Source organism: Yersinia sp. 2553 StPb PI (assembly GCF_052217105.1).
Classification (GTDB): domain Bacteria; phylum Pseudomonadota; class Gammaproteobacteria; order Enterobacterales; family Enterobacteriaceae; genus Yersinia; species Yersinia enterocolitica_E.
The window spans coordinates 1,592,975-1,609,093 of record NZ_JAZGPX010000002.1 but is presented as its reverse complement, the minus strand read 5'-3'; the positions used below and the strand labels follow the sequence as shown (position 1 = coordinate 1,609,093).

The window sequence follows — 16,119 nt, the reverse complement described above, 5'->3', positions numbered from 1 at the left end:
TCGTTTGTCGTAGAAACCAAGGTTCATCTACAGACTAAATATGGCGGTGAGGGAGGGGTTCGAACCCTCGATACGCTTACACGTATACACACTTTCCAGGCGTGCTCCTTCAGCCACTCAGACACCTCACCGTGTTACAGCTATCAACTACGCTAAACGCTGTCGACCGGCGTAATGTAGGCAAAAGTGTGCCCAGCGTCAACCCTCTTATATTGGCTTTGTTACTGTTTAGCTAAAGTTACAGCAGTTTGCTGATTTCATCGTCATTTCTTGCGGGTAACACTTGCATCTGACCGTTAATCGCGGAAATCTATCAGGTACTTTCGCAAGGAGTTGGCAAATAATGAATATTATTTTTTATCACCCGTTTTTTGAAGCAAAACAGTGGTTGTCAGGCATACAATCTCGCTTGCCCACGGCGAAAATCAGGCAGTGGCGACGTGGTGATACACAACCAGCGGATTATGCTCTCGTCTGGCAGCCACCACAGGAAATGCTCGCCAGACGTGTTGAACTGAAAGGCATTTTTGCTTTAGGGGCGGGGGTCGATGCTATTTTGGATCAAGAGCGCCGCTCTCCGGGCACATTGCCAACCGGAGTGCCGCTGGTACGATTAGAAGACTCTGGTATGTCATTGCAAATGCAGGAGTATGTGGTAGCCGGTGTATTGCGATATTTCCGCCGAATGGATGAGTATCAACTGCAACAACAGCAGAAAGTGTGGCAACCGCTGGAGCCGCATCAGCATGATAAATTTACCATAGGTATTCTTGGGGCGGGGGTATTAGGTAAAAGCGTGGCCCACAAATTGGCTGAGTTTGGTTTTACCGTGCGTTGTTGGAGCCGTACACCAAAACAGATTGAGGGTATAACCAGTTTTGCCGGCAAAGAGAAACTATCGACTTTCCTGCAAGGGACACAATTATTGATTAATTTGCTGCCCAATACGCCCGAAACTGTCGGTATCTTGAACCAATCGCTGTTTTCACAATTGAATGCTAACGCTTATGTGATCAATATTGCGCGTGGTGCACATTTATTGGAGCGTGATCTATTAACTGCAATGAGTGTTGGGAGCGTTGCAGCGGCGACATTGGATGTATTTGCTGAGGAACCCTTACCGTCAATGCATCCTTTCTGGAGTCACCCACGCATCACTATTACACCGCATATTGCAGCGATAACCCTGCCGGAGATAGCGATGGATCAGGTAGTTGCCAATATTCAAGCCATCGAAGCGGGGAGAGTGCCAGCGGGCCTGGTCGATGTGGTACGAGGTTACTGATTTACATACTGACTCGGTTCGATGAGATATAGCGATAGCCCTGCAAGTAAGGGCTTTTAGCGCTGTTGATGAGAAGAATTCCTGCTATCATTAGCAGTCTATGCTTTACCTGCAAAAAAGCCATCCTGCCTTAAAAGACTTTGTGGAGTAGTCATGTATCCTGTTGATTTACATATGCATACCATCGCCAGCACCCATGCTTACAGCACCCTGCACGATTACATTGCCGAAGCTAAGTTAAAAAATATTAAGCTGTTTGCCATTACTGACCATGGCCCGGATATGGCTGATGCCCCGCATTACTGGCACTTTATGAACATGCGTGTCTGGCCACGGTTGGTAGATGGTGTGGGTATTTTGCGCGGTATTGAGGCTAATATTAAGAATTTGGACGGTGATATCGATTGTACCGGCCCGATGCTTGATGCCATCGACCTGCTAATTGCCGGCTTCCATGAGCCTGTATTCCCGCCTCAAGACAAAGCTGCCAATACTCAGGCAATGATTGCGGCCATGGCACAGGGGAATGTGCACATCATCAGTCATCCCGGTAATCCTAAATATCCTGTTGATATTCCAGCTATTGCTGAGGCAGCGGCAAAATACAATGTGGCGTTGGAGTTGAATAACTCGTCCTTTACGCATTCACGCAAGGGCAGCGAAGCGAACTGCCGGGCGATTGCTGAAGCGGTCCGTGATGCCGGTGGCTGGTTGGCATTAGGTTCTGACTCCCATATTGCCTATTCATTGGGGACTTTCGAACATTGTGAGCGGATTATTGCTGAGGTGAATTTCCCGCCAGACCGTATTTTGAATGTTAGCCCGCGCCGCTTACTGAATTACCTTGAGCAGCGTGGCCGCCCGGTAATCCCTGAGTTGGCTGATTTATAATATAAAGTATGTGACATTGTCACTTGTGGTTTAAATATTCATAAGAAACAGGAAGATGTAAATGAATGATTTCTCTCTGGTGTGCCGGGTTCTTGGGTCACTATTTTATCGCCAACCACAAGATCCGCTACTGGCCCCCCTTTTTGCGCTGATAAGTCAGGGCAAATTAGAGCAGCACTGGCCACTGGAACAAGGTGAGCTGCTGGCGCGTTTGCAACAAGAGTATCAGCCACCGGCGGTGGTCGCTGATTATAACGCGTTGTTCGTCGGCGATGATCGTAGCGTGTCACCTTATGGCAGCGATTATGAGGATGCTTGCCCAGAAGCTGAGGTCAGAGCGTTTTTGCAACAACGAGGGATGCCGCTGGGCGATGGCCCAACTGATCATTTTGGTGGGTTATTATTGGCAGCCTCTTGGTTGGAAGACCAAGCCGCAGAGGATGAGATTGCGGCTCAAACCGCACTGTTTAACGACTATTTACTGCCCTGGTGTGGTCGCTTTCTTGGCAAAGTAGAGGCCCACGCTAACACCGGCTTTTATCGGACGTTGGCTCAGTTGAGCCGCGAAGCGTTACAGGCGATGTGGGATGAGTTGTCTGAAGATACTTTGCCGAATTAAGTAACCCTCTTTGGATTAATGAGCCTCATTCTTTGAGGCTCACCCTGCGAGCCAGCATAAATACGGTTCAAACCGGTTCCCGACCGATTTGTCATTCGTTTACTGCAACGGCAATGACATTTGGTATCAGTGACGATGCAGCAAACGATAGCCTGTAAACCTCGCAGTGCAGCTAGTCAGTCAGTGGGATGACTAACTGGCCTGGTTTCACTTCTAAACCTTTTGCCAGCTTTTTCGCCATCCCTTCAGCTTTACTCTTTTCACTGTCCAACACATAGACCGGTTGCTGATTAAAGTAGGATTTCAACGACTGATTCAGATAAGGGGTCAGTGCTTTCATCACTGAATCCATTTTTTCTGGCTTAACGGTATAATCAGTCAATTCCATATCTTTTAGGAAGATAGCGCCTTTCTCACGATCGAATGTCGGTTGCGCTTTTAGTGTCAGCGTCATATCCGCACTTTGTGGGCCAAGGATCGAGGTAATGTCTACTTTGGCATTACCGGTTAAGGTCACTTTACCAGGCTCAGTACGGCCAATCTGGCTCTGCAATTGCGTCAAGATAATGTGGGCGTCAACCAGACCGGGTATGCCAATCTGCTTTTCATAGTTATTGTGTTTTTGCAGATATTCATTGATTTCCTGTTCGCTCAATGTGTATTGAGTTAATTGGTTACAGCCGACCAGTGTCGTGGTCACAATCAGCGCAGCAGCGCCCCACATTAATGTCTTCATCAAAACCTCATAGCAATATTTACTAAACAAACAAGATGGCGCATCACATCAAACCAGACAAACAGGCCAATAGTAACCGGTTAATCCACTGTTTTGTATTATTAACCATATTTGTTCAACCAAGGTTCAGTATTGCGGACAATAATGCGGCGGTGGGGGGCATCTGCCAATCGGATAACCCCGAATCAACGTTGGTTTGAAAAGAGAATAAAAAGATGCCAGAGAGGCTTGGCGACTCTGGCGCTAGTGCTAACGACAGAATAGTGCTAACTGCCGCTTAGCATGGCAGACTCGATACGGCGCTGATTAAACTGCCAGTAAAGCCCGGCCAGCGTAATTACCCCAATAACGCCCAGCAGGAACCAGGGTAACTCCGGCATTTCCAGCGTTCGGCCAGTATCGTACATCCAGCCGCCACCGGTATAGCCTAATGCTCCTCCCAACGCCAGCCCCAGACGGCTAAAGCCCATATAGCTGCCACGTGCGCGCGAGTCGGCCAGCGAAGCTCCCAGGGTTTCACGTGCGGGTTCAGCGATAATTGAACCTGTATAGAAGAAGCAAATGAACATAAACAGTGTTTGCAGGTGGGAAATCAAGCCGATCGGAAACAGGCTTAATGTCATGATTAATAGCCCAAACATGAGGCGCTGTTCGAGGCGAAAACGTTTCTCGCTCCAGCGAGCAAGTGGGTAAAGCAATGTCAAAGAAAGCGCGGCCTCAATGGCGTACATCCATTTAACGGCAGCAGGAGACCCCGCAATCTCATTTACCACGATCGGCAGCATGAGCATCACCTGTACCGACAGCATGTAATAGCCTGTTAGTGTCAGGACATAAGTCACAAAGCGGCGATCACGTAGCACCCGCATTAAACCTTCTTTCATTGGCGCACGCACGGTAGAAATGCGATACGCGGGCAGCAACCAAAGGTTCCAGCCTGCCGCCAAAATGAAGATTACCGCGCCAGTCCAACAGACAAAATGGAAGTCGTATTGCAGTAACCAACTGCCGATTAATGCGCCGATCACCGCACCTGCACTGTCTTGCATCATCAGCAGGGAGTAAAAACGGCCACGTTCATGGGGGCGGGTTAATTTGATAACCAAAGCGGTACGCGGCGGATCAAATAGGGTGCCACCTAAGCCAGATAGCGCACAAGCCAGCAGGAGTATCCAAGGTTCATCGGCCATTGCCATAAATGCAAAGCCAGCAGCCCGCATTAGCATGCCGGTAACAATCATTGGCTTGGCACCAAAACGGTCGGCAATGGCACCACCAAAGATGCCTAACCCTTGTTGGACAAGTTGCCTTAGCCCCAAGGCCAGGCCAACGAGCACCGCAGCCCAACCCAGTTGATCGACAAATCGGATAGAGATGAGTGGGAAGACAACGAAAAAACCCAACACAACTAATAAGTTATCAAGCAATAAAAAATACTTACCCAAGCTCCGAGCTTGCGATACCAAGGCCATGCTTCACCGTCAGAAATTAAATAAGGAGGGAATAAAAAACACGCTTATAGTTTGTACCCAAATTGCTAGAAACGATAGAGGGTAGATTGATAATATTTTTTTATCGTCAATACGTTACCTCATCGATTATTCATAATAAAATGCTTATTCACCGCTTTAACTACGTGATTTCATTGTGTCCTCGTGTGCAAAGTTTGCAAGGGCGGTTTTACGCAGGGTATGGGCAACAGGTATATTGAAGTAAAAGATTGTCGCTAAATTAAGTACAGAGTGCAGCCCAAGGGGAGCAGATGTTCGGCTATCATTCAGCAACACCTAAAATACGCCTGACGACGGACCGCATGTCATTGCGGTTGATTCATGAACGTGATGCCTACCGCATGGCTGAGTATTATGCTGAAAATCAGGTATTTCTCAAACCATGGGAACCCGTGCGCGATCAAAGTCATTGCATGCCTTCCGGTTGGCAGGCGCGGCTGGGTATGATCATGGAGCTACAAAAGCAGGGGAGCGCCTACTACTTTATTCTGCTGGACCCCGAAGAGAAAGAAGTGCGCGGAGTGGCTAACTTTAGCAATGTACTGCGAGGTTCGTTCCATGCCTGTTTTCTGGGTTATTCATTAGGTGAGCGCTGGCAGGGTCAGGGTTTAATGTTTGAAGCGTTGCAGCCGCTGATTCGCTATATGCAGCGGCAGGAACGGATGCACCGTATCATGGCTAATTATATGCCGCACAATCATCGCAGTGGCAATTTACTGGCACGCCTTGGATTTGAGCGTGAAGGTTACGCCAAGGATTATTTACTGATTGATGGTCAGTGGCGCGACCATGTGCTGACTGCTTTGACTAATAAAGAATGGACGCCAACTCGCTGAGGTCAGGATGAAACACAGTTTAAATGCACAGGAAGCCAGAGTTATTGGCTGTTTGCTAGAAAAACAAGTGACAACACCGGAGCAATATCCGATGTCGCTCAATGGCGTGACCGTCGCCTGTAACCAGAAAACCAACCGTGAACCGGTGATGGAGTTATCCGATTCGGAAGTCCAGCAGACACTGGATTTCTTGCTGAAAAAACACCTTATTCGCACCCAGAGCGGTAACCGAGTAATGAAGTACGAGCACCGTTTTTGCAACTCGGAATTTGGCAACCTAAAGTTCTCACCTGCTGAGTTGGCGGTGATTACCACGCTATTATTGCGTGGTGCACAAACACCAGGAGAGCTGCGTACTCGCACTAACCGGATGTATGAGTTTGCCGATGTTACTGAAACAGAAGAGGTATTGAACCAACTGGCAATCCGCGAAGATGGGCCATTTGTGGTGCGTTTAGCCCGTGAACCGGGTAAACGTGAAAGCCGCTTTATGCATCTTTTTAGTGGTGAGGTGGCCCCGGCCTTGGCAATAGCAGAGAGTGCTGAAGGAGAAAGCAGCGCCCTTGAGGAGAGAGTTGCCCAACTTGAACGGCAAGTGGTCGCACTGACACGTCGGTTGGATGAAGTATTGATTCAGTTGGATGATTAATAAGGATCCTATGAAAAAGCTACGTATTGGTATTGTCGGTTTGGGCGGTATTGCACAAAAGGCCTATTTACCTATTTTGACTCAAGCACGGGACTGGCAACTGGTTGGTGCGTTCTCCCCCAATCAAATCAAAGCACAACCTGTGTGTGACAGCTATCGGATGCGCTATTTTTCTCGATTAGATACGTTAGCTGCTGAATGCGATGCTATTTTTGTTCACAGCAGTACTGCCAGCCATTTTAAGGTGGTCAGTGAACTGTTGCAGGCAGGGATTCATGTTTATGTCGATAAACCGCTGGCCGAAACACTGGAGCAATCCGAACAATTGATAGCACTGGCCGCGAAACGGCACTTGGCACTGATGGTCGGGTTTAACCGACGTTTTGCTCCGCTATACCAACAACTGAAACAACAAGTCATTCACCCGGCATCGCTGCGGATGGAGAAACATCGCCAGAACAGTGTGGGGCCGAATGATCTGCGCTTTACCTTGCTTGATGATTATCTGCATGTGGTGGATACCGCTCTGTGGCTTGGTGGCGAAGCGGCAAAGCTGCTGAGTGGAACGCTTCAGACAAATGCGTTGGGACAGATGCTGTATGCAGAACACCATTTTCAAGCGGGCAATGGTCTGATAACTACCAGTATGCACCGCCACGCAGGGACCCAGCGGGAAAGCGTGCAAGCCGTCAGTACGGCTGCCTGTTATCAGGTTAGTAATATGAGCCACTGGCAGCAGGAGTCGGATGGGCAGGTGATAAGTTTGCCGGTAGCCAGTTGGCAAACCACCATAGACCTGCGAGGCTTTACTGGGGCAGTGCAGCATTTTATTGATGCAGTAAGCAACCAAACGGCACCACAAGTTTCGGGTGATGAAGCTATTTATGCGCAGCGAATGATAGAGCAAATTTTACAGCAGGATACTGTTCAATAAGTCGATAATGCAAAGCAAAATGGCGCAAAAAGCGGGCTAAGTCAGTAATTTGTTACACCTTGCGATGGATATTCATCGCCGGATACGTAGACTGGCGGCTGTGTTCACACCGTTTCAGGGGCACCTTAATTTCGGTACCTCAACAATTGGGTAGAAGCGACGCCTGCTAATTGCAGGCGTTGATATTTACGGCGAATTAAAAACAGATCGGAAAACAGATCAGAACCCCATATCAGACAACCTATGAATCTACTGAAATCACTGGCAGCCGTCAGTTCCATGACCATGTTTTCCCGCGTATTAGGCTTTGCCCGTGATGCGATAGTGGCGCGGGTTTTTGGTGCCGGGATGGCAACGGATGCCTTCTTTGTGGCATTTAAATTGCCTAATCTATTGCGGCGAATATTCGCGGAAGGGGCATTCTCACAGGCTTTTGTCCCCATACTGGCCGAATATAAAAGTCAACAGGGCGAGGAGGCAACCCGCACTTTCATTGCTTACGTCTCTGGTCTGTTAACCCTGATACTGGCAGTAGTGACTGTTTTGGGGATGTTGGCCGCGCCTTGGGTGATTTTTATTACGGCTCCCGGCTTTACTGATACACCTGATAAGTTTGCGTTAACCTCCGCGCTGCTGCGAGTGACTTTCCCTTATATTCTGCTAATTTCGCTGGCCTCCTTAGTGGGGGCGATCCTTAATACCTGGAATCGTTTTTCTATTCCTGCTTTTGCGCCCACTTTCCTTAATATCAGCATGATAGGTTTTGCGCTGTTTGCCGCACCCTATTTCAATCCACCAGTCATGGCGCTGGCCTGGGCGGTGGTGGTTGGCGGGGTGCTGCAATTAGGCTATCAACTCCCTCATCTGAAGAAGATTGGCATGTTGGTGCTGCCACGGTTATCACTGCGAGATGCTGGCGTCTGGCGAGTTATGCGCCAAATGGGGCCGGCGATCCTTGGTGTGTCAGTCAGCCAAATCTCTTTGATTATTAATACCATTTTTGCTTCATTCTTGGTGTCAGGTTCCGTTTCCTGGATGTATTACGCTGACCGTTTGATGGAGTTTCCGTCGGGGGTGCTGGGCGTGGCGCTTGGCACGATTTTATTGCCCTCACTGGCAAAAAGTTTCTCCAGTGGCAATCATGATGAATATTCCCGACTAATGGATTGGGGACTAAGGTTATGTTTCCTATTGGCGTTGCCAAGTGCTGTTGCATTAGGGATTTTAGCTAAACCGTTGGTGGTGTCATTATTCCAATACGGTAAATTCAGTGCTTTTGATGCGGCAATGACGCAACGGGCGTTAGTGGCCTATTCCATTGGTTTAATGGGGCTGATTGTAGTGAAAGTGTTGGCACCCGGTTTTTACTCGCGTCAGAATATTAAAACGCCGGTGAAAATTGCCATTATCACACTGATATTGACCCAAGTAATGAACCTGATATTCATCGGGCCGCTCAAGCATGCTGGGTTATCACTCTCTATTGGGTTGGGGGCCTGCCTTAATGCCAGCTTGCTATATTGGCAGCTGCGTAAACAGAAAATATTCCAGCCACAACCGGGTTGGGCCGTATTTCTAACCAAGCTGGTTATCGGTGTTGTGGTGATGTCGGCCGTGTTACTGGGGCTGCTCTGGGTGATGCCTGCGTGGGATGTGGGGGGGATGGCCTATCGCTTGTTACGGTTGTCTGCTGTCGTTGCCGCAGGGGTGATTGCCTATTTTGCCGCGCTGGCATTACTCGGATTTAAAATTCGGGATTTTGCCCGCAGAACATCCTGAGTCAATCAATCCAAATATAATTATAGATTAAATAAATAATCTAACCAAAGCCCCGATATTTCTCGGGGCTTTTTTTATCTTTTAACGACGCTGTTTTATTGGTTTACATAATAAAAATTTTATTTCTATTAAATAAATGCATCTAAATCGACTAATTATATTACTAATCATTAAAAAGCATCTCATTAGCTTATCATGTACTTTATTGGGCTTGGGTATTATGTATTTTGAATGGGTGTTGATATGCACATCAATTTAAATAAATTCGTTCATATTGACCTTTCACAGTATGTGATTCAATTCGTCTTTATGTTTATGAAATATTTAAAATGTACACTCAAGGTATTTGATAAATGCTTATTATACGGCTATCTATTTTAATCGCTTTTTTCATTTGTAATATTGCCCAGGCAGATAAGACTGACTTGATCGAAAATGATAAAAGAAAACAGTGCCTGGCAATGTCAGGAATTTTTGTTCAAGGGAATACACTTATTTCATTAAAGGATATAGAACGACTCATTAATATCGAAAATGACTGTATTACAAATAATGATATTAACACTCTGGCTAAAGACATTACCAAAGAGTATATAAAAAAAGGCTATATTGCTGCTCGCGTCAAATTTATACCTATAAATGCGCAGGGACAGCTTGGGCTGCGTGTGACTGAAGGTATTGTTGAAAGAATTGCCGGTGGGGATAAACGAACAGATCACAAAATGCTATTTCCTAGCGTGGTGGGTAAACCACTCCAGGTAGCACAGCTTGATCAAGCCATCGATCAGGCCAACAAATTGCAATCTAACCAAGTTACTCTGGATATATTACCGGGCAGTAATGAAAATGGCTCAATTATTCTGATAAAAAACAAACCGTCTACGTCATGGCACTTATCAGGTTCAGTCGATAATTATGGTTATAAAAATATTGACGAGTGGAAGAAAAAAATATCTTTTACCCTGGATAGCCCACTCGGACTGTCAGATGTGATCAGCATTAGCCTGAATAGAACATTAGACAGCCAAAGAGTACGTTATAAAAATGAAACTACTCTATTTTATTCAATCCCTTATGGTGCTTTTACATTTAGTGCTTTTATCAACCAAATGCAGTATAGGCGCTATGAAACACTGACTTACAATAGGGTTAAACTTCATGGGGATGTAAGAGACATTAATTTTCGCTCTGAATATACATTTGATCGCAGTAAAAACAAGATAAACACACTCAGTGTGCAGTTAAAAAACAAGAAAATAAATACCCGTTTTAATGATAAGAAAATCGAGGTAAGTAGTTACCAATTGACTACGCTGCAACTTGGTTTAAATCAATTATTCATTATGCCCACAAGTGCAATTAATATTAATTCTTATATAGAAAGAGGTGTGCCATGGTTCACTAATGATAAAGTTCGTGGTCATAAAAAGGTGTTTAAAATAGATAATGGATTCACAAAAGGAGGTGTCAATTTTAATTTAAATTACGGCTTTCTGGTCCTTAATTCACGGTATCAACTAAACAGTATTTTATCCGGACAATATAGTCATGGTCAATTGCCTGGCTCGGAGGAATTCAACATAACAGAACGTAATGCTATTCGCGGATTTAGCCGGGGAGCGAGTAAAGGGCAATTAGGTTGGTATACAAAAAATACACTTTCACGACATGTATCGAGGGCCAATTTAACCTTTATACCTCGCGTGGGTATAGATGTTGGGCGGGTATTGCAACGTGATAATAAACAAGGCTGGCAAAGCAACGCCGGTTTGAGTGCCGGAGTCACGCTTTACTACAAGAAGGTAAATCTTGATGTCGAGGTAAGTCGTGGTTGGCTGTTATCAGATAGTTCCGGCCGTAAAGAACCTGTCCAGATATTAGGTCGGCTAAGCTACGCATTTTAATATTAATACAATATTGATTAAAAAATTAATAAGGGTAATAACTCATGAGAAAAAAAGAATTTAAACTTTCACCAGCAGGAAAATTAACCGTTCTATTGGCGATGATGCTAACGCCAATATCTGTTATTCACGCAGCGGAGTCGAGTCTGGCAGCGACAGCAGGGGCGCATGGCCCTGATATCCATGTTGCTACCAATGGGGTGCCAGTGATTAATATCGCCCCACCTTCGGCATCGGGAATGTCTCACAATCAGTATGAGGCGTTCAATGTAGGCCGTGAAGGAGCGGTATTTAATAACTCCTTGGAAAGTGTTAATTCAAATGCGGGGCAACTCGGTGCCAACCCCAATCTGCAAGGCAACGCAGCCAGTTTGATTCTAAATGAAGTGGTTGGTCGTAATGCCTCGCTGTTATTGGGGCGGCAGCAAGTTGTTGGTATGGCCGCTGACTACGTTCTGGCAAATCCGAATGGTATTAGCTGTGATGGGTGTAGCTTTGATCCTAATTTCAATCAGGTAACCCTGGTGGTGGGTCAGTCGGTGGTAAATAACGGGGCATTACAGCAATTTGATACTGCAAACAACACACAAAGAATGACAATAAAGAACACCGCTGCCACCGATCTGGCTAATGTATTGACGTTAATTACCCCGACTATCGATGCTGACAGTGCTATTCGGGCGGCTAAGGATGTTAATGTTATTGTTGGGCAAAACAGGGTTTCTAGCCAAAATGAAGTACTCCAGTCTGATACTACAGAAGCCCACGAGACTATGATTGACGGATATTTCCTTGGCAGCATTGCGGCAAATCGTATTCAACTCATCGATACCCGTAAAGAGAGTGGTTTGACATTGGTGGGGGATATCACTGCCCAAGAGGAACTAAATATCAATGCAGCGGGCACCATCTGGCTACAAAGCGATGTTGTAAAGGGAGAATCTATTGATCTACAAGCCAAGAATATAATCATGGCTAAAGACCCTGTATCCACAAAAGGATCGAATAAAACAGACGAACTTATTTTTGTGGACAGCAGTAATATTAACATTACCGCAAGCGAAAATAACCAATTAACCGGTGTTACATTTAGGGCACATGATGTATTAGTCAAAGGCTCTACCGTAATCATTGAGGGTTTGGCGCGTGAAAAGAAAACCATTATAGATTCAGATAAACAGGGTGATGGCATTGGTGATAAAATTACCGAATATACTCAAAGTGTGAAGAAATTCGACGAGAGTTTAATACTCGGTATCGATAGTTTAAATATTGAGGCTACTGATGGAGATTTGGTTATAAAAGGCACGAATCTAAAAAGTGGCGGTGACACAAAATTGGATGCAAGTCGTGATTTGCTTCTCAGCGGGCATATTGGCAAGGAAACGACTGATAAATTAGTTGTAATGAACGATCTGGGGGGGGATCTAAAAAATGGCAATACAAGAGAATTAATTACATTTGAGACGTTAGGTAAAACAAATATATATGCTAATGGAAATGCTGAGTTGAAGGCTGGGCGGAACATCAATATTGCTGGCGTGAAAGTTAATGTAGATGGCTATCTTAAATTAAATAGTGGTAATAATATTAGCGTAAATCCACAAAAAATTGAAAATTCCAAAGTGAGTTATACGGGCTTTACTCAATGGGACGCGTTAGGAGGCAGTGAAAGAGATTCAGATAAAAAATATACTTATATCAATGAACCGTCAGAGTTATCTAGCAACAAGGTTTATATCAACGCCAATGAAAATATTTCTATTATTGCTAGTAAAGTTAATGCGTTAAATGATACATCGATTAAAGCGTCAGGCGATCTGATTTTGGCAGGGGTACTTAATAAAACAAGCGAACGCTCTAGCAAAGAAACAGGTGTTGCATTTAATATTATCATAGATTCTAACAACAAGAAGAACAGCAATGAGCGTTTTATTGATACTGAGATAACATCAGGGAACGGCGTTGCTTTAGATTCAAATAATGTCTTTATTGATGGTGCATTGGTTAATACTCGCGGTAAATTAGACATCGATGCCAAGGGTAACTTCGTTGTCACGGCAGCTCGCCAACAACAACAAAGTGATGAACAAGACAGTCGTCTTAGTTGGGAATGGTTCGCTAAGAAACAGAAAGATAAGCAATACCGGGCAGGGTTTGAAATTAAACATGTTAATAACAAAGAAAAAAACAGTAAAACAAAGAGTCATTTTGCCACATTAATGGGAAAGACAATCAATATTAATGCGGATAAAGACATTAGGTTTTACGGTACTGCGATAAAAACAAATCAGGGGGACTTGGCGTTATCGGCTAAAGAAGGGATCCAGTTCCTGGCTGCAATTGATTCCAATATGACGGATAAAGAGCGTACCATTTACTCCGGTGGTGCACATTATGATGGCGGAATAGATAAATTTGGTAGTGGTGTTGAAGGTAAATATAGTAATAATAAGAGCCATGAGCTAACTAATACCAGTATTGGCGCAAAGACTGATATAAATGGAAATATGACGATTACTGCTGGAGAGGATATCACTCATCAGGGCGCTCAGCATCAGGTTAGTGGGAAATATTATGAAAGAGCGAAAAATATCTATCATATGGCCAGCAATGATAAAACTATCAGTAACAGCACTGAAAAAGAAATTAAAGCAGGGCTAGGTTTTAATATTAATTACAGTAAATATACCCGGCAAATAGAAAAAGTCATAAAGGACCCTGCGAATGTACTTCATCATTTAGGCGGCACAGGGAGTATCAAAGGAATTTCAGATCCTAACGTTGGTGTGGATATCTATGCCAGTGGTGGTAAGACGACTAAATCAGGTCTCAGCTCATTGGCTTCAGTAACAGAAATAGCCGCCGCAGATATTACTTTGCTTGCCAGAGAAAATATCATTGATGATGGCACACAGTATCACGCCAAGGGTATTAATAAGCAAGGCGGACTGTTTAGTTTGGACGCAGGCCATCATTTCAGTCATGCAGCAATAAACTCCAGTCAAAATAATATTGAAAATGAGAAGGGGGAAGGCGCGATTCGGGTCTCAACCATGACAGGTAAAGACATAAAAGTAGCATTATCAGCCGCAGGCGAGACGTCTGAAAAAGATAGCGCGAGCAGCGTGTTGTTACCCTCATCTATTAAGGCGGGTAGTAATGTGCTGATTAACACAATTGGCAATGCCTATTATCAAGCGACGGAAATCTCTTCTGAGCAAGGGGGGATTCATATTAAATCTGGTGGGGATATACATTTTGATCAGGTCATTGATAACCGCAGTAATAACGCCACAGGCACTCATGGGAAAGGTAAATTAGCCGTAGGCGGTGGTGTGGGGTCTAAAGAGTTGCGCCTTGAATTGGGAGGAGGTTACCAAAAGAGTCATGGACATGAGTCAAATGCTAAAGTGGGTCAAATAAAGGCACGGCATGCTGTCACTTTAGATGCGAGTAACATTACTCTCATTGGGACTAAAATAGGTAATGAAAAAGCCAAGGTTGGCAATGTTCAGATGATGGCAGGTCAAAAATTAATATTAGGAGCCTCGCTGTCAGACAGCGCTAATAATGGTCTTAAAGCCGGTGGGAATATCAGAGTCGGAGGTAAGGTCGCCGCTTCTGAGACTGATAGCAGCAAAATGGGTTTCATTGGCGGTGATGGCAATGCAGATAAAGTCAATGAATCCAAAGTGGTCCGTAAAGGAATGAATATATACAGTGCCGGGGTGGTTTCATTGCAGGCGCACAGTGATGATAATCAGGCGATTTATACTCAAGGGCTACAGGTTGATGCAAAAAAAATGGATATCAATACCAATCAAGGGGGCATATTGATGGAGTCTGCGCTAACTGTGTTGCCAAAAGATAATTGGAACTTTGATATTAATGCCGACTTAGTGCTAACCGGTAAGTTTAATAAAGACAGCAATGGTCTTGTTGATAAAAATAGTAGCAGTAAAAGTCATTATACTGGTGCAGGAATAAAAGTGGCTGTCGATAAGCAAGATGTCGTTGAGCACCAAAACACCCATATAAAGACGGGCACTTTCACACTCAAAAGTCATAAAGATACCCGCATGTTGGGTGCTGATGTCTCGGCAGATATCGCACTCGTTGATGTCGGTGGTGATCTCAATATAGAAAGCCGGAAAGATAAACAAGATATCACGGAGGTATTGGTCAATTTTGCCCTGAGTCATACAAATGATAAAAATAGCAGTGTGATCAGCAATCTATCGAAAATTGGCACCAAGCGCTTTGAGGGGGAAATTAAGAATGTGTTAACCAAGGGTATTAATAAAATGGGTACCGCATACAATAAAAAATTTCCGGCCAAAGATACCATGGGAGGTGTTAGTTTTAGCAAAGATAAGCAAACTGTAGCATTGCCGCCACTATCAAACAAAACTCACTCACGAAACCTCGCAGATAAGACGGCCCGTTTTCTTGGCGATAAATTTAAAACAGGATTAACCGGCCCTGCTGGATTCGCAGGCCATGCTAATTTAGATGTCAATATAGTTAAAAATGATGCCGTCGATCATCTGTCAGGTATTTTTGCGCAAAAAATCGCTGATATTAAGGTGTTAGGAAAAACGACATTGATCGCCGCTCAAATAAATAACGCGGAGAGTAAAGTTATTGCTAATATCAAAGAACTGCACGTGGGGAATATAAGTAATAGCTATCATCAGGGTGGTGGTGGTTTTAATCTTGCATCTACTATCCTGGGTGTCGCCCGTGGCACCCTCGCTGATGCAGATTCAGGGAAAAAGTTACTGATACGCGCACCCTATAATACTAACAAGAATAACAATATTCAGGGCGGAATTTTTAATTATTCAAGCGGAGAGTTTATTATGCCTGACGTCCCTGAGAGTAATTAGCGGTCGGTGATTTAATCTGCTGGCTCGTATTATAACAAAGGCACCTAAAGGTGCCTTTTCACTGATATACCCGCCGCCCTGTA

Annotated in this window: 11 protein-coding genes and 1 tRNA gene; 9 read left to right on the top strand and 3 right to left on the bottom strand. The window is 44.8% G+C overall.

Features of this window, described 5'->3' with window-relative positions:
- Positions 1–41 precede the first annotated feature (41 nt).
- A tRNA-Ser gene (locus V2A84_RS08635) sits at positions 42–131 on the bottom strand.
- Between the two features lie 212 nt (positions 132–343).
- Here V2A84_RS08635 and ghrA point away from each other — a divergent pair.
- From ghrA to V2A84_RS08620, 3 genes are all read left to right on the top strand, one after another.
- Positions 344–1,285 (top strand): glyoxylate/hydroxypyruvate reductase GhrA, encoded by a 942-nt coding sequence (ghrA, locus tag V2A84_RS08630; protein ID WP_083159020.1) that lies wholly within the window; start codon positions 344–346, stop codon positions 1,283–1,285.
- A 153-nt stretch (positions 1,286–1,438) separates the two neighbouring features.
- Complete coding sequence (locus V2A84_RS08625; RefSeq protein WP_083159019.1) at positions 1,439–2,176, top strand: phosphatase; 738 nt, start codon at positions 1,439–1,441, stop codon at positions 2,174–2,176.
- A gap of 61 nt (positions 2,177–2,237) precedes the next feature.
- The gene (locus V2A84_RS08620; protein ID WP_083159018.1) at positions 2,238–2,795 is read left to right on the top strand and encodes a TorD/DmsD family molecular chaperone; all 558 of its coding nucleotides are present in this window, start codon (positions 2,238–2,240) and stop codon (positions 2,793–2,795) included.
- 172 nt (positions 2,796–2,967) lie between these two features.
- Here V2A84_RS08620 and V2A84_RS08615 read toward each other — a convergent pair whose 3' ends face one another.
- Both V2A84_RS08615 and mdtH read right to left on the bottom strand, forming a co-directional pair.
- Positions 2,968–3,531, bottom strand: coding sequence for a lipoprotein (locus V2A84_RS08615; RefSeq protein WP_083159017.1), 564 nt, complete (start codon positions 3,529–3,531; stop codon positions 2,968–2,970).
- Between the two features lie 266 nt (positions 3,532–3,797).
- Positions 3,798–5,003 carry a multidrug efflux MFS transporter MdtH gene (gene mdtH / locus V2A84_RS08610; RefSeq protein ID WP_083159016.1) on the bottom strand — a complete coding sequence of 402 codons (1,206 nt, stop codon included), beginning with the start codon at positions 5,001–5,003 and terminating at the stop codon, positions 3,798–3,800.
- A 290-nt stretch (positions 5,004–5,293) separates the two neighbouring features.
- Here mdtH and rimJ point away from each other — a divergent pair, with 290 nt between their 5' ends.
- The 6 genes from rimJ to V2A84_RS08580 all read left to right on the top strand — a co-directional run bounded on the left by rimJ (position 5,294) and on the right by V2A84_RS08580 (position 16,036).
- The gene (gene rimJ / locus V2A84_RS08605; protein WP_083159015.1) at positions 5,294–5,878 is read left to right on the top strand and encodes a ribosomal protein S5-alanine N-acetyltransferase; all 585 of its coding nucleotides are present in this window, start codon (positions 5,294–5,296) and stop codon (positions 5,876–5,878) included.
- A gap of 7 nt (positions 5,879–5,885) precedes the next feature.
- Positions 5,886–6,527, top strand: a complete 642-nt coding sequence (locus tag V2A84_RS08600; RefSeq protein WP_083159014.1) for a YceH family protein — start codon at positions 5,886–5,888, stop codon at positions 6,525–6,527.
- The gene (locus tag V2A84_RS08595; protein ID WP_442848701.1) at positions 6,520–7,461 is read left to right on the top strand and encodes a Gfo/Idh/MocA family protein; all 942 of its coding nucleotides are present in this window, start codon (positions 6,520–6,522) and stop codon (positions 7,459–7,461) included. Before V2A84_RS08600 ends, V2A84_RS08595 begins: the two co-directional genes overlap by 8 nt.
- Positions 7,462–7,704: 243 nt before the next feature.
- Positions 7,705–9,240 carry a murein biosynthesis integral membrane protein MurJ gene (murJ, locus tag V2A84_RS08590; RefSeq protein WP_005185199.1) on the top strand — a complete coding sequence of 512 codons (1,536 nt, stop codon included), beginning with the start codon at positions 7,705–7,707 and terminating at the stop codon, positions 9,238–9,240.
- Positions 9,241–9,593: 353 nt separating this feature from the next.
- Positions 9,594–11,144, top strand: coding sequence for a ShlB/FhaC/HecB family hemolysin secretion/activation protein (locus V2A84_RS08585; protein WP_083159012.1), 1,551 nt, complete (start codon positions 9,594–9,596; stop codon positions 11,142–11,144).
- A 44-nt stretch (positions 11,145–11,188) separates the two neighbouring features.
- The gene (locus V2A84_RS08580) at positions 11,189–16,036 is read left to right on the top strand and encodes a hemagglutinin repeat-containing protein (protein WP_102970421.1); all 4,848 of its coding nucleotides are present in this window, start codon (positions 11,189–11,191) and stop codon (positions 16,034–16,036) included.
- Positions 16,037–16,119 lie beyond the last annotated feature (83 nt).